Below are 14,513 nucleotides of genomic sequence, written 5' to 3'. Positions count from 1 at the left end.
CCATGTGTGGAATTGTTGGATATATTGGCCAGGCGGGCGACTCCCGTGATTACTTTGCGCTTGACGTCGTTTTAGAAGGACTGCGCCGACTTGAATACCGCGGTTATGATTCCGCAGGTGTAGCTGTTCATGCGAACGGTGAAATCAGCTACCGAAAGAAGGCTGGAAAGGTCGCAGCGCTTGATGCAGAGATCGCACGCGCACCGCTGGCAGATTCCATTCTGGGAATTGGTCACACCCGTTGGGCTACCCATGGTGGACCAACCGATGCAAATGCACACCCACATGTTGTTGATGGCGGCAAGTTGGCTGTCGTACACAACGGTATTATTGAAAACTTTGCAGAGCTGCGCTCAGAGCTTTCAGCTAAGGGCTACAACTTTGTTTCTGCAACTGACACTGAAGTTGCAGCAACATTGCTCGCAGAGATCTACAACACCCAGGCTAATGGTGATTTGACCAAGGCTATGCAGCTTACTGGCCAGCGTCTTGAGGGTGCATTCACCCTGCTGGCTATCCATGCTGATCATGATGATCGTATTGTTGCAGCGCGCCGCAACTCTCCTTTGGTTATCGGCTTGGGCGAGGGTGAAAACTTCCTCGGCTCCGATGTTTCTGGCTTCATCGATTACACCCGCAAGGCTGTTGAGATGGGCAATGACCAGATCGTGACCATCACTGCTGATGATTACCAGATCACCAACTTCGATGGCTCTGAAGCAGCCGGAAAGCCTTTCGACGTGGAGTGGGATGCCGCTGCTGCTGAAAAGGGTGGCTTTGATTCCTTCATGGATAAGGAAATCCACGATCAGCCAGCTGCAGTGCGTGACACCCTCTTGGGTCGTTTGGATGAGGACGGCAAGCTGGTCCTTGATGAGCTTCGTATTGATGAAGCCACCTTGCGCAGCGTGGACAAGATCATCGTTGTTGCTTGTGGTACCGCAGCTTATGCAGGTCAGGTTGCACGTTACGCAATTGAGCACTGGTGCCGTATCCCAACCGAGGTTGAGCTGGCGCATGAGTTCCGTTACCGCGATCCAATCGTCAATGAAAAGACCCTGGTCGTAGCGTTGTCTCAGTCTGGTGAGACCATGGATACCCTCATGGCTGTTCGCCACGCACGTGAGCAGGGTGCCAAGGTTGTTGCTATTTGTAACACTGTTGGTTCCACTCTTCCGCGTGAAGCAGATGCATCCCTGTACACCTACGCAGGACCTGAGATCGCAGTGGCTTCCACCAAGGCGTTCTTGGCGCAGATCACCGCGTCTTACCTGCTTGGCTTGTACTTGGCTCAGCTTCGAGGCAACCAGTTTGCAGATGAAGTTGCAACTGTTCTAGAAAGCCTTCGTGAGATGCCTGAGAAGATCCAGGCTGTTATTGATTCCGAAGAGCAGATCAAGAAGCTTGGCCAGGATATGGCTGATGCTAAGTCTGTTCTGTTCCTGGGTCGCCACGTTGGATACCCAGTTGCCCTTGAAGGTGCGCTGAAGCTCAAGGAGATCGCATACCTGCACGCTGAAGGTTTCGCAGCAGGTGAGCTCAAGCACGGCCCAATCGCGTTGGTTGAGGAAGGCCAGCCGGTCTTCGTCATTGTGCCTTCACCTCGCGGCCGTGATTCCCTGCACTCCAAGGTGGTCTCCAACATTCAGGAGATCCGCGCTCGTGGCGCTGTCACCATCGTGATTGCTGAGGAAGGCGATGAGGCGGTTAATGATTACGCGAACTTCATCATCCGCATTCCACAGTCCCCAACGTTGATGCAGCCATTGCTGTCCACGGTTCCACTGCAGATCTTCGCGTGTGCTGTGGCAACCGCGAAGGGCTTCAACGTGGACCAGCCACGTAACCTGGCAAAGTCCGTTACCGTCGAATAAAAGATTTTTGCTTGTCGACGCCAAGTGCCGCCCCCAAGGGGGCGGCACTTGTGTTGTTTTTAGCGATGGTTGAAACGAAGCTCGACGTGGAAGTCATCGCAGACTTCTTCAATTCTGTTGGTTTCAGTAGCAGTGATTAGCCATTGACCCTTGATCGTGATTTTGGTCAATCCGGTTTCACGAATTAAATCAACCATGCCGTCCAAATTGGTTGGCGGTTTGCGGTCAACACCCCAGGAGGCTGCACCCAACAGGTCGAAGAAATCCTGACGGGTTAAAAATCGTCCTTGTAAAACGATGTTCATCTAGTTCTCCGCATCAGTAATCGCACAAAAGGATTCGTAGTGATCTGAGGTGTAGTACCAGACATCAGGGTCTTCGGGTTCAGATCCACCAGTAACAATGCGCAGTGGACCGCGGTGATTCAGCCCAGGAGTTTCTACAGTGTATTCGCGGTAATAGTTGCTGGACTCTTTGGGCAAGGTTCCTTCGTAATTGCCAAAACGCACACCGTCGTTGTCTGGATAGTCAAAAGGACCGCCAGCAAGGATATCATCAACTACTTCTTCAGCTTCTGCAGGTAGCTCACTTAAAGAGCAGGTTTCACCATCAGCAGAAGTGTTGCTGGAAATGGACTCAGAAGTTGGAATGTTAGAGCTAGTAGAAGAGGCACTGCTTGATGTTTGGCCTGAGTTTGAAAGATCAATGCCAAACCACGCTGCAGCGAGCACAACTATGACTCCGAGGACTCCTCCGAGGGTCTTTTTGCTGTTTTGCATGTAACCAATATTGGCACACTGAATTGAGGCACGGAGAGGACGGACTAGAGTTATGGTCATGGCAAAGGGACGTATTCCGGAAAGTGATATTCAGGCGATCCGCGAGCGCACCCCGATCGAGGAGATCGTGGGTGATTATGTGCAGCTGAAATCAGCTGGAGCAGATTCGCTCAAGGGGCTTTCTCCCTTTAAAGATGAAAAAACACCCTCGTTCCACGTACGTCCTAATCGTGGTTACTACCATTGCTTTTCTACAGGCAAGGGTGGTGATGTGTTTTCCTTCCTCATGGAAATGGAACACATTTCATTCCCCGAGGCAGTTGAGGTTTGTGCTGAGAAAATCGGCTATCAAATCAATTATCAAGGTGGTGGTCCAGGACGTCGAGAAGAACCAGGAACCCGCCAGCGTCTGATTTTGGCGAACAAGGCAGCCCACCAGTTTTATCGCGAACAATTAGAAACTCCTGAAGCCCAGCCTGCCCGCGAATTTTTACTCCAACGCGGATTTGGCCAGCAACATATTTATCACTTTGAATGCGGTTATGCCCCTGCGGGTTGGGATACGTTGACCAAACACCTGTTAAAAAAAGGCTTTGAGTTTAAAGAACTAGAAGCAGCAGGTTTATCCAAAATGGGCAAGCGTGGCCCCATTGATCAATTCCAACGCCGGTTGTTATGGCCGATCAAGAACCTTTCTGGTGATGTGATTGGTTTTGGAGCGCGTAAGCTTTTCGACGATGACAAAATGGGCAAGTACATGAATACGCCTGAAACTTTGTTGTACAAGAAGTCGAAGGTGTTGTTCGGATTAGATACGGCGAAAAAGGCTATTGCTGCCGGCCACCAGGCTGTTGTGGTGGAAGGATACACCGATGTGATGGCCATGCATGCTGCTGGTATTGAAACAGCGGTGGCATCATGTGGAACAGCATTCGGTGAAGAGCACCTCCAGATGCTGCGTCGGTTGATGTTGGATGATAACTATTTCCGTGGTGAATTGATCTACACCTTCGATGGTGATGAAGCGGGACAAAAGGCTGCCATGCGCGCCTTTGAGGGTGATCAGAAGTTCACTGGGCAGTCGTTTGTCTCTGTTGCCCCAAACGGTATGGATCCGTGCGATTTACGCCTAGAACGTGGCGATGCAGCGGTGCGTGATCTAGTGGCACGGCGTATCCCGATGTTTGAGTTCGTTATCCAATCCATCATCAGCGAATACACCCTGGATACCGTCGAAGGCCGGTTGGCTGCACTGCGTCGCGCTGTGCCGATTGTTGCTGATATTCGGGATAAAACCCTGCAATCTGAATACGCTAGGTTACTTTCTGGTTGGGTAGGGTGGTCCGACCCTGCAGAAGTACTACGCCAAGTCCATGCGGAAGCACGTCGACCCAAGCGGGATAAAAAGCCTATTCGTGCGCAGCGCTTTGATCAGCCTTTAGAAGATCAAAGCAAGCGACCCACGATGGCACTGCCGAACCCGAGAAATCCTGTGCTGTGGCAGGAGCGGGAGTCTCTTAAAATCGCACTACAGCACCCTGAGCTTGCTGGGTCATATTTTGATGGACTGCCCACCGATAGTTTTACTAATCCTGCGTACAGAATGGTTCGCGATGCTATCGGTGCAGCCGGTGGTTGCGAACGAGCTTTAGATGGAAAAGATTGGCTGCCTGCTGTATCTGAGAACATGACAGACATCTTGGGCACATCGTTAGTATCAGAGCTTGCGATGGAACCTATCGAAGTAGAGGCTCAAGATATTGAATCCTACACCGATGGCGTGCTTTCTAGGCTGCAGGAAACCCGTGTGGGCAACCAGATTGCCATTTTGAAAGGGCAGCTACAAAGAATGCGCCCCTCGGAAGATGAACAAGCCTACAACTCTTTATTTTCCGATCTGGTCGCACTCGAGCAGGCGCGCCGGGAACTGTTAGCCCGCGCGTTTAGGGGATAGGACTAGTCCTGGTCTGGTTCTAAGACCTCGTGACCGTCGTTGGTGCGTAGGTTTTTAACTTCCTTCATGCGTGGCTGAGGATCAAGCTTGTTGGCAATTGCTTTGCGGGTTGCGTTCACCGCCGCTTTGGTAGCGGGAGAGTTGATCGCAGCCTCATATCCCTTTTTGATCTGGTGGTAACGCTTGCGACCAGCTTTGGTGCCAAGCACATAGCCTGCTGCAGCGCCTATCACTAACTGGATCATGTGTGGATACTTCTCCCTAATTTAAAAAACGTGTACCAAGAATGACACCTTAAACTCTACCTGTTTCGTGCTTCTTCGAAATTTATGGCTCGTGCAGCACTAATCAAACCGATGTGAGAAAACGCCTGAGGATAGTTTCCGGCTAGTCGGCCATGCTGGGTGGAGTACTCTTCTGCCAGCAATCCCAAAGGGCTTTGGACAGCTAAGATAGCATCCATTTTCTCTTTGGCTTCTTCCAATCGGTTGGAACGAGCGTATTGTTCAACCAGCCAGAATGAACAGATGAGGAAGGGGTATTCGTCGCCGGTGAGGCCGTCAGATCCGTCGGTGTGGTACCGATGAAGGAAGCCGTGGTCGTCGAGAAGCTCTTGTTCAATGCGTGCTACGGTGCTGAGCATTTTTGGATCGTTGAACCCAATGAAGCCGATTTGAGCGAGCTGCAACAACGAGGCATCGACCTGGGTGTTGTCGTAGCACTGGGTAAACGATTGGATGTCTTCGTTGTAGCCGTGCTCCATAATTTCTTCGCGTAGCTGTGCGCGGAGTTCACGCCAGCGCTCGACGGGACCGTCAAGGTCGTATTCCTCGACGGCCTTGATGCCACGGTCAAAACCCGCCCACATCATGGCGCGCCCGTGGGTGAAAAATTGTGGTTCCGAGCGCATTTCCCAAATGCCTTGATCCTTGCGATCAAAGTTGGCTTCCTGGAATTCAAGGATGGCTTTTTGCATGCCCCACGAAAACTCATCCTCAGCACACCCGGCGCGACGGATAGTTTCCAACGCAACCATGACTTCACCAACCACATCGGCCTGGTACTGTTCGGCTGCACCGTTGCCAACGCGAACAGGCCTGGAATTTTCGTAACCTCGCAGGTGGTGGAGTTCGCGTTCAGGCAGGTGGCGTTCCCCGCCGAGGCCGTACATGATGCGGAGGTTTTCTGGATCACCGGCAATCGCGCGCAGCAACCAGGTGCGCCACTGCAGTGCGGCTTGGGAAAAACCGTATTCAACGAGGGCTTCAATGGTTAGCGCAGAGTCACGCAGCCACACATATCGGTAATCCCAGTTGCGGATACCACCGAAATCTTCTGGTAGTGAGGTGGTCGGTGCGGCCACGATGCCACCGGTTTGTAGATCGGTCAAGGCGCGCAGTACGAGCATGGAGCGGCGGACTTCAGCGTCGTAGAGGCGCTGGTGGGGGAGCTCATCAACCCATGATGCCCAGAAGTTCAAGGTGCTCTCCAAAGAGCGGGTGTAATCAGGCATAGGTGGGTGCGGCTCAAATGAAGGTGCCCAAGTTAGAACCCACTCTAAGGATTCACCCGCGGTTAAATGAAAATTGCCACTGTGACAATCTTTCGCTGAACGGTGTGGCATTTCAGGGCCTCGAACATACACGGCGTTGGGACCGGCGACTGCCTGCACGATGCTGATGTCATCGACTGTGCTCGTGCGGAAATATGGGGTGGACTCGCCGTAATCAAAACGCAGGCGCAGGATCGATTCCACATCCACTTCGCCTTCCACGCAGTGCACAGAGCGCACCAGGTCGGTGATATCGGGTTGTTCTTGACCGTGAATCGGCATGAAATCAACAACCCGGGCAGTACCGGTCTCTGAGCGCCACACGGTCTGCACCACGAAGGAATCGCCGAGGTAGTTTTGGCTGATCACCTCACCACCTGGGACACGCAAACTCCAGTGTCCGTGCTCGCGATCACCAAGCAGCCTGGTGAACATGGCTTGGGAATCAAAACGAGGCAGGCACAACCAGTCCAAACTGCCCATGTTGGACAGCAGAGCGCCGGTGTGAGTGTCTGACAGTAGCGCGTAATCCTCAAGAAGTGTGTCCAGAGGGATGTTGGTCTGTGTCGTAGCACCAGGAATGTTCATGCAGCCAGCGTAGACCAAAAAATTGCTTTTCGACGTGACCCTCAACGCAAAATTCCCACCATTTTTTAAAAAAATGGTGGGAATTAATTTGCTCCTCCAACTGGGCTCGAACCAGTGACCCTTCGATTAACAGTCGAATGCTCTGCCAACTGAGCTATGGAGGAATAAGTATTAAGGAAACACTTCCTTGCAACGAATATTTATCATAGCCAGTGAAGTGGAAGTTACAAAATTGGGGGATCGTAACGCTATGGGGCAACGAAAAAGCCCGCCGAAATGGCGGGCTTTGTTTTGCTCCTCCAACTGGGCTCGAACCAGTGACCCTTCGATTAACAGTCGAATGCTCTGCCAACTGAGCTATGGAGGAATACGCTTTAAGGAAACACTTCCTTGCAACGAGATGTAACTATATCTTCAAGCTTTCAAAACTTGCAAATCAGCAGGTCAAGAGGTGAATCCTAGGCCTGGTTTCCACTCAAGTGCAATGGCTGGCGAAACTGCAGAATCTGATCGTGAAAGATCGGCCACGCGATGCCACACAAATTGCACTGACTCTTGGGTTAGGTACATGGTCGCGTAACCATGCGCGTCTAGGTCAACGTGTCGCACATGCGAACTGTTTGATCTAATTACTTGCTCGGCTTGAAGAGATAGAGGATTGTCTTCAGGAAGTGACGCGAAATCATTGACATTAGCTGAGGTAATTGAGCTGCATACGGCTTCTACGCCTATTTCCTGGCTGTTTATACGGATCGAGTTTGCCCATTCCGAATGAATATCGCCGGAAAGGAAAATTGTTGGGGTAGAAGTTCCAGCAAGTACCTCTAAGAGACGATTTCTTTCCAGTGAATATCCATCCCATTGATCCATATTTGCAGGTATTGGTTCCGGTATCTGAAACAGTGGTTGGCCGGTGACAGCCATGGGGGCGAACATCACGGAACTGCCGATGATATTCCATGTCGTTGTGGAAGCTTCCACGTTTGTTTTCAACCAGCGGAATTGCTCTGAACCCATCATCGTGTCAGCGCGGATACCGTGAATCCACTGCTCGAAAGATGGGGGAGCATCTCTAAAACTACGCAGATCTAACAGCGATAAGGTGGCAAGATCACCAAAATTGAATGTGCGATACAAGGTGCTTTCTTGACGGATGGGCATCCACTCCAAAAATGCCTGCCGGGCGGCATCTTTACGATCAGCCCACGATCCTTCATCCGCAGAGTGATTTTGTGCCCCTTCGCGGTGCGCATCATTAGCTGATTCATGATCGTCCCACATAACAATCCATGGCAGTGCTGCGTGAGCTGCTTGCAGATGAGTATCCGTGCGATAGTGCCCGTACCGGCTGCGGTAGTGATCTAGGGTGATCGTCTCATGAGCTGGATGATGCTGGCGCACCACTCCATCTTTTCCTGCAAACATGCCAGTTGCGTATTCGTAGATGTAATCGCCTAAAAAGACTAATACGTCGAATTCACCTGCCTGCGCACGTCTAGCTATGTCGCCGTAGGCGGCAAAAAATCCTGCCTCCCAATTGGCACACGAGGCGAAGACAAAGCGAAGGTGCGGGAGGGGAGCGTCGACAAGCAAAGTTGTTTGAGTTTGCCCGATCGGTGAGATTTCTCCCGTGTGCGAGATGAAACGATAAAAATAGCGGGTAGATGGGCTAAGTCCGGTGGCGTGAATATGGACAGTGTGATCGCTGCGCGCGGAGGTGATTATGGTTCCCGCCTGCATGATGCTGGAGAAATCAGAAACTGTGGATATCTGCCACGTAACTAAAGAATCAGGGCCGAGGCCACTGCCCGGAATAGCCTCGGGGGTGGGGGTAAGACGCGTCCACAAAACAACAGAATTTGAGGTGGGATCTCCCGAGGCGACACCGTGCTGAAACTGACGCTCCGTGGCACCGGCGGTGTGGGATAAAAATGTGGCAATGCCTGCGGAAAGGGCAGTAGATTGCAAGAACTGACGTCTATTTAAATGCGGCATCGAATCCCCTTGGAAATGTATAAGAGTATGCCCTAGATCATGCGCTACTTTTGTGTGGAATGCAGCAGGAATTGAAAATTGAGGAGGGCTTAATTCAAATTCAGAAGTGGACCTAGTTATACTGTTTCTCGTTGCATACACATGCAGCGGTAGGGGCTATAGCTCAGTCGGTTAGAGCCGTGGACTCATAATCCATTGGTCCCGGGTTCGAGCCCCGGTGGCCCCACGAATGTTGAATGTTTTACCCCCGCTTACATACGCTGTGAGCGGGGTTTTTCCTCACCGGTTCACTTATTGGCGGCCTGCTTCGATGATATTCTGCAGCACCTCCACAGAAATCATCGCTCCGTCTGCAAGGTCCCCGTCCTCAGCGACCTCCCGAACTTCAAACGCAATACCCTCATCCTGCCACTTTGTTAGCAACGTGAGTAACTGCTCTGCGCGCTCGTCGTACCAAGCGTTCGAGAACATCTCTTCGACCACCGCGGGTTGCCCCGAAACGATGCGGTCCCTGATCTCCGACAGGCCGAGGTTGGTGAAGGCCTTCACATCTTTCAAAGTCGCAGGGGCGGTGGCGACTTGGGTAAGGATGACGGCAATACGCGGTGAGGTGTTCATCTGTGGGGACTTCCTGTGAGATCATCTGGCTGCTTGTTCTGTTCGATTGTGGCCACGCAAGTGCTTCTTCTTTTCACACCTTTCCAGACCTTTCAGGCCCGTGAAGTGTTTTGGTTTTATGTTGGCCTCGTCTTCCTGGGTTTCAATGTAGTCGCAGGAGTGTGCAGAGGACGGCTTTATTTGATCAGTGTTACTCAGTGTTACTCAGTGTTACTCAGCGCGAATTCTGAGGAGAAAAATATGCTTGCCTACTGACATTAAGTATTCGTTTTGGTATCGTCGCGCCCACAAGCGCACTCAACCTAGGAGACGATCATGCGCAAGAAAATTTTGTCCATTGCCATCGCTACCGCTGTTGGCGTAAGTGCTTTGTCACCAGCTGCCGCAGATGCGGCTGAAGCAACGCCACCAGTCATCCAATCGACTCAAAGCGTTATTCAAGGATTTATTGCTAATCCTGTGGGGACAGTCATCAGTTTTGCAGGAATGTCAGCAGTGATGCCATTCGTGCTTTCCTCCTGGATGGGCTATGACATCCTTCCTGATTAGGTTTTCCTGATCAGCTGCTTATTGCTGCATGGCTTTGTGGAATCGTGGATGAATCATCACGAAAAGAGCTACTAGAGCCATAATGGCCGTTCCGACAACGATCGGAAGTGGCTGCCAGGTTCCATAAAGCAAGGTGCTGGCCGTTGGCGCAATGATAAAGGTAAGACCGTTTGTTGCGCCGATGAGTCCGGCAAGACTTCCTTGTTCATCGCGGTGCATAAACAACGTTGGTCCTGCTGTGTACCCCGGCATCGCTATGCCCAGCCCAAGTCCGATTAAAAAGATCGCGAGGATCAGAATCCCCATGCCAAAGTTGGGGATCAATAGAAGGAAGCCAACCACTGCGGTAATAGTTCCAACGCGCAGCAGAGTTCCTGGTGACCAACCACTTCGGGGAACAATCACGGCTTGGGCCACCACCATGCCAATGCCTGCTGCAAGCAGGGAACCGCCAGTAACAACACCGGTGATTTCTGCAGTAAGAAAGAAGCGGTCTTGGATGATAAATCCGATGAGAACCTGCATGAACCCAAGTGCGGTGAACATTCCGAATCCAGCAAGTAGGAACGGCCATACGCGCGGATCGCTGACTTTAACCTTGACTGGTTCTGGGATCAGCTGATGCTTTGGTTCGCGCTGGAGCCGGAAAATAACCAGCACCAGGGCAACAGTCAACATCAGTGGTACTGCAAGGATGGACCAGATTAGTCCGAACCCAGCCAGAAGCCCGCCAACGAGTGCGCCACCGATCATTGATACTCCCTGAACAGCGCCGACCCCTGCCATCCCTTTTGTGCGTGCTGCTTCATCTTCGGTGACATCAGCAATATATGCCTGAGCCGTTGGAGGGATTGCAGCAATCGCTGATCCGAATCCGACACCGCGAAGAAGAATAAAGAGTGCAAACAATACTCCGGCGGGGATGAGACTTTGCATACCCAATCCGGCGATGGCGGAAAAGCCGAACATCGCGAAAGTGGCAAGGCCAAGAGCTGCGATCAATACTGGTTTGCGCCCCCAAGACTGTGAACGACGGCCCCAGAATTGGCTGCTTAACACAACCATGATTGCCGCAGTGCTGATGGTGATGCCGATTTGCCACTCAGCAAGACCTACTTCTCTAGCAAGGGGAGCGATGATCGGATTGAGAGTCATTTGGCCGAGATAAGCCAAGAACACTGTTGTGAGAAGAAGCGGGATCTGCGCAGTTGGTTGTTGTTTTGCATCAGCCCGTGGAGAGGTGTCGAGCTGTGTCTTTTCGGTCATTGGCATTCCTTTTGTGGATGTTCAAGGTATATAGCGTGGAATGAGAGAGGCGCAGCTTAATAAAAGGGACGCACTCACCTGCAAGACTTAAGGTTAGTCTTACCTAATGTGAGATTGATAGGGGTGACGGTGTGTTTGTGGTCAGCGTAGTAGTTTTGGGGGAATGAGCGTCCGAGGGTTTTCTGCAGGTGACTATTTCGCATGCTTTGAACCACGCATTGAGAAATGGGTGGCTTGGCAATTTCTAGGGCAGGGGCGTGGTGGAAACATAGTCGTTGCTCTGAATTGGTTCGGGGAGCAGAAGCCTATGGCTGGTGAACTCTTCCACGCGCCACTATTGGGAGAAAATCGACCCTATGTATATCGGGTTACCGGACCGCCTCCACCTGGGACAGTGAAAGTTGATCATGGTGAGTTGCGTGCACCTGTGGACACGAGGGTTGGTGAACAGTGGAATACCCGAGCTCAAGTTCACACTTATAGCTTGCGTTTCAACCAAGAGCCGGTAGTTACACCTCAATCTGCCCGGATAGTTCAATTGGATGGAGCAACGTGGGCTTCAACAACTCCCACTACGGTGGCTGGTGACCCTGTTCAACTACACACGTCGACGCATTCATTTTTTGCATCGCAAGCCCATTTTGAACCTGATTTTGATATTTTGCAGTTTTCCCAGATCGCGGGGCTATACACGTTAACTATGAGGGGAATACCTGCGTCTGTAGAAACTGTAGAGTCGCTAGTCCGAGCGCTACCAAATCTTGTAGTGCTGTCTCTGCCTGATTTTTCGCGCCGCGCCACGCTCGACCTTAGGCAAAGCCAATTGAAAGATTTAACTGTTGACCTTGCAAGTGTCGGGGAGGTCCATCTTCCACATACAATTGAGCAACTCACGATCCACGCTGAAGACCCCACGCAGGAACTTCGTATTGCCACACCCCGTGACGGTGCTGAATTGGACATAGTCGCAAAAAAGAAGTTGCCACGGATTACTGGTGTGGACAATCTACGATTGCTGCAAATTAGTGAGATTGAACATTTGGATATCGCACAGATTGCGGAAGACTTTCCGGGACTGCGTGCGCTACAACTGTGGGGCAAACCTGGAATCATCCAAAACGCCCAGGATCTTTTGAAGCTCAAAGAGTTACACACTTTAAGGCTGCAGGATCTTTTCGGCTGGAGCGCACAGCAGTGGCCAGGTAAACGAACGCAAGAACAAATGCCTGCGTTGGACGCATTATTGATGAATTCAGTACCTGCGGATGTTGCTCAAGCAGGAAAAGAGTTGATGAAGCGCCGGGTGCCTGCGTGGGTGGATATCCGCGGTCCGCGGAAGCCGGGGTGGTTGGCGGAAAATATTGACAATCCGCTGAGACACTGGGGCGAAAATCCCCATATTCCGACGTCTGCTGCGAAAAAGGCTGGAAATATTTACAAAGAGACCCTTCGAACTATCAGAACCTCAACAAAGGCCCCAGACCACGCTCCGTTACAAGAAACCCTGCGTAGCTTCATCGCAAGCATCAACCAGCTCGCCGCAAAGAAGAATTTCATTGATGCAGGGGAGCGGGAAGATATCGTTGTTGCGCTGGAAAAACTATGCGAAGCAGCAGGAGCTAGCTCAGAAGAAATACAGCAGGCGATCGTGGTGGGTGAAGAACTCATCGAGGACTAACGCCCCAACACGTCTACCTTCCAGCCTTCTTGAGGTGGAGTTCCGTGGGTAAGAATGTAAGCGATGACCTTGAGCGCATTGGGGATTGTGACGGTGTCGACATCGTCGTATTCTTCTTCTTGACCATTGTCCAGGAGGAAGCCACCCCTTGAACCCTTGCCGGCTTGGGTGTCTGTGGCATGTCCTGATGTGCCATTAGGTTCAATGAGAGTGATCTTCATACGCTCTCGATTGGTCGCCACCTGTAGTTTCAACCCGGTATCAGTTTCCAATTGAGTGCTCAATGGGCCTGTTGCCAATCGGTTGATAAATAAGGTCTGGATTTCCGCTGCAGTCAGGATCTTCTTTTTAGAACCTGAAAGCCACCAACCTGATACGAGAATGTCTGCAGCATCACCCGTATCGACAGGTATGGAAATTGCAGGAAAATGACGCGCGAAACGCTCTTGAAGGCCCGTGGATTTCTCCAACGCTGATCGTGCTTTGCCACGGCTGATGGAATCGTCGCGGGTATCAGGGAAACGGGCGTAAGCAATTCCCACCAATGCAGCTTCTTCGGTGCGTTTTAGTGTCGAGTAAGGCCAAAAACCAACAATATCCTGGTAGCCGCGAATAAGATTGAACTTATGACTGACATCGGTGATGTCGATCAAATAGTCGGGGAATTCATCCATTTCCACGATGACTCGATAAATCCATTCTTTGAGTTCATCAAGAGTGATTGCACCAACGATGAGGCAATCGAACGCAAAACCTAGATCCTCGGAATTATCTTGGGTAACGAGCCATTCGGGAGCGTTATTCACGCATGTCAGAATACAATAAAACTCATGAGTTATACGGTCCCTTTCGGTGATGCCTGGGCCCAAGTCATCGAGGCCGCCACCGAAACCGTGTCAATCACAGACACCTTGGACGCCCTCAGAATTTCTTCCGAGCAAGCGGATTGGGCAGCAGAATTCGGACCATTGCTGTGCGGTCACGCAAAGCTACCGCTTAGCCCGCAGCTGACGGAGTTTCATCGCTACACCCGATCCTGAACAAACAGTGAAGCCTTATGAAACGTCATTGATCCCGATGGCTACCTCGATCATCTCACCGACCCTGCCCGGTCACGCTTATCGACGCCACCCCTCATCAACTAGCTACGCTCGCCTAGAAAACGCTGCGGAAAAATGGAGGATCCCCGCCATGACCCAAGCCAACCTGCCTGCCGCAATCGCAGACCTCTCAGATGAAACCGCACTGTGGGAAATTATCAACGAATACAACTGGGATGACGGCTTCGCGGTTCCCCTCGCAGTTGTCAGGCACCCCAAATGCGACCGAGCGCTAGCTCTTCGCCTGTTTTGGGACATCGATGACACCGCCCAAATCCATTATTCCGACGAAGAATCAGCGATCGCCGAGCTGTACGCCAGCACCGAAGAGAACGACCCAGTGGAATTCGGCAGAATCATGGACTACTGCACCACTCTGGTCGAAGGGCTCCGCAAACAGACCTACCCCAGGGGTGCTAACCGCTTTGACACGGGATTTTTCAACCTCGACGACGAGGCATTGACGGAGCGCCAACGTAAAATCTGTGCCGGGAAGACCAAATTTGCACTCAAGAATTTTGAAGAGGCTTTCCTCCAACCAGAACTTTAGAAAAAGGTGT

The 14,513-nt window shown here is 51.6% G+C and carries 14 protein-coding genes and 3 tRNA genes; 7 read left to right on the top strand and 10 right to left on the bottom strand.

Annotated features, from left to right (window positions below):
- Positions 1–2 precede the first annotated feature (2 nt).
- Positions 3–1,874 (top strand): glutamine--fructose-6-phosphate transaminase (isomerizing), encoded by a 1,872-nt coding sequence (gene glmS, locus N24_RS11785; RefSeq protein WP_096457289.1) that lies wholly within the window; start codon positions 3–5, stop codon positions 1,872–1,874.
- Positions 1,875–1,933: 59 nt separating this feature from the next.
- On the opposite strand, the gene N24_RS11780 is transcribed toward glmS, so the two are convergent.
- Both N24_RS11780 and N24_RS11775 read right to left on the bottom strand, forming a co-directional pair.
- Positions 1,934–2,179: a hypothetical protein gene (locus N24_RS11780; RefSeq protein WP_096457286.1), complete on the bottom strand. Its 246-nt coding sequence runs from the start codon at positions 2,177–2,179 to the stop codon at positions 1,934–1,936.
- Positions 2,180–2,653 carry a ribonuclease domain-containing protein gene (locus N24_RS11775; RefSeq protein ID WP_096457282.1) on the bottom strand — a complete coding sequence of 158 codons (474 nt, stop codon included), beginning with the start codon at positions 2,651–2,653 and terminating at the stop codon, positions 2,180–2,182.
- A gap of 52 nt (positions 2,654–2,705) precedes the next feature.
- Between N24_RS11775 and dnaG the strand changes: the two genes are divergently transcribed.
- Complete coding sequence (gene dnaG / locus N24_RS11770; RefSeq protein ID WP_096457280.1) at positions 2,706–4,607, top strand: DNA primase; 1,902 nt, start codon at positions 2,706–2,708, stop codon at positions 4,605–4,607.
- A gap of 2 nt (positions 4,608–4,609) precedes the next feature.
- Here the strand turns inward: dnaG and N24_RS11765 are convergent, their stop codons facing one another.
- The 5 genes from N24_RS11765 to N24_RS11745 all read right to left on the bottom strand — a co-directional run bounded on the left by N24_RS11765 (position 4,610) and on the right by N24_RS11745 (position 8,742).
- Positions 4,610–4,852 carry a hypothetical protein gene (locus N24_RS11765; RefSeq protein WP_096457277.1) on the bottom strand — a complete coding sequence of 81 codons (243 nt, stop codon included), beginning with the start codon at positions 4,850–4,852 and terminating at the stop codon, positions 4,610–4,612.
- A gap of 56 nt (positions 4,853–4,908) precedes the next feature.
- On the bottom strand, positions 4,909–6,747 hold the full coding sequence (locus N24_RS11760; protein WP_096457274.1) for a glycoside hydrolase family 15 protein: 1,839 nt from the start codon (positions 6,745–6,747) through the stop codon (positions 4,909–4,911).
- Between the two features lie 91 nt (positions 6,748–6,838).
- Positions 6,839–6,911, bottom strand: a tRNA-Asn gene (locus tag N24_RS11755).
- A 130-nt stretch (positions 6,912–7,041) separates the two neighbouring features.
- A tRNA-Asn gene (locus N24_RS11750) sits at positions 7,042–7,114 on the bottom strand.
- A gap of 77 nt (positions 7,115–7,191) precedes the next feature.
- The gene (locus N24_RS11745; protein ID WP_096457271.1) at positions 7,192–8,742 is read right to left on the bottom strand and encodes an alkaline phosphatase D family protein; all 1,551 of its coding nucleotides are present in this window, start codon (positions 8,740–8,742) and stop codon (positions 7,192–7,194) included.
- A 152-nt stretch (positions 8,743–8,894) separates the two neighbouring features.
- On the opposite strand from N24_RS11745, the gene N24_RS11740 reads away from it, so the two are divergent.
- Positions 8,895–8,968, top strand: a tRNA-Ile gene (locus N24_RS11740).
- 65 nt (positions 8,969–9,033) lie between these two features.
- On the opposite strand, the gene N24_RS11735 is transcribed toward N24_RS11740, so the two are convergent.
- On the bottom strand, positions 9,034–9,360 hold the full coding sequence (locus N24_RS11735; RefSeq protein ID WP_096457268.1) for a hypothetical protein: 327 nt from the start codon (positions 9,358–9,360) through the stop codon (positions 9,034–9,036).
- A 315-nt stretch (positions 9,361–9,675) separates the two neighbouring features.
- Between N24_RS11735 and N24_RS11730 the strand changes: the two genes are divergently transcribed.
- Positions 9,676–9,909 carry a hypothetical protein gene (locus N24_RS11730; protein WP_096457265.1) on the top strand — a complete coding sequence of 78 codons (234 nt, stop codon included), beginning with the start codon at positions 9,676–9,678 and terminating at the stop codon, positions 9,907–9,909.
- 18 nt (positions 9,910–9,927) lie between these two features.
- On the opposite strand, the gene N24_RS11725 is transcribed toward N24_RS11730, so the two are convergent.
- On the bottom strand, positions 9,928–11,175 hold the full coding sequence (locus N24_RS11725) for an MFS transporter (protein ID WP_096457262.1): 1,248 nt from the start codon (positions 11,173–11,175) through the stop codon (positions 9,928–9,930).
- A 163-nt stretch (positions 11,176–11,338) separates the two neighbouring features.
- Between N24_RS11725 and N24_RS16380 the strand changes: the two genes are divergently transcribed.
- Positions 11,339–12,853: a hypothetical protein gene (locus tag N24_RS16380; protein WP_167382101.1), complete on the top strand. Its 1,515-nt coding sequence runs from the start codon at positions 11,339–11,341 to the stop codon at positions 12,851–12,853.
- Here N24_RS16380 and N24_RS16375 read toward each other — a convergent pair.
- The gene (locus N24_RS16375; RefSeq protein ID WP_231911000.1) at positions 12,850–13,659 is read right to left on the bottom strand and encodes a hypothetical protein; all 810 of its coding nucleotides are present in this window, start codon (positions 13,657–13,659) and stop codon (positions 12,850–12,852) included. The two genes, N24_RS16380 and N24_RS16375, sit on opposite strands and share 4 nt — an antisense overlap.
- 24 nt (positions 13,660–13,683) lie before the next feature.
- On the opposite strand from N24_RS16375, the gene N24_RS11705 reads away from it, so the two are divergent.
- A complete protein-coding gene (locus N24_RS11705) occupies positions 13,684–13,893 on the top strand; it encodes a hypothetical protein (protein ID WP_096457259.1) in 210 nt (69 codons plus the stop codon).
- 37 nt (positions 13,894–13,930) lie between these two features.
- Positions 13,931–14,503 (top strand): DUF4274 domain-containing protein, encoded by a 573-nt coding sequence (locus N24_RS11700; protein ID WP_231910999.1) that lies wholly within the window; start codon positions 13,931–13,933, stop codon positions 14,501–14,503.
- Positions 14,504–14,513: the final 10 nt, after the last annotated feature.

The sequence above is a fragment of the Corynebacterium suranareeae genome (assembly GCF_002355155.1).
Taxonomy (GTDB): Bacteria; Actinomycetota; Actinomycetes; order Mycobacteriales; family Mycobacteriaceae; genus Corynebacterium; species Corynebacterium suranareeae.
This window is presented reverse-complemented; position numbering and strand designations above follow the sequence as displayed.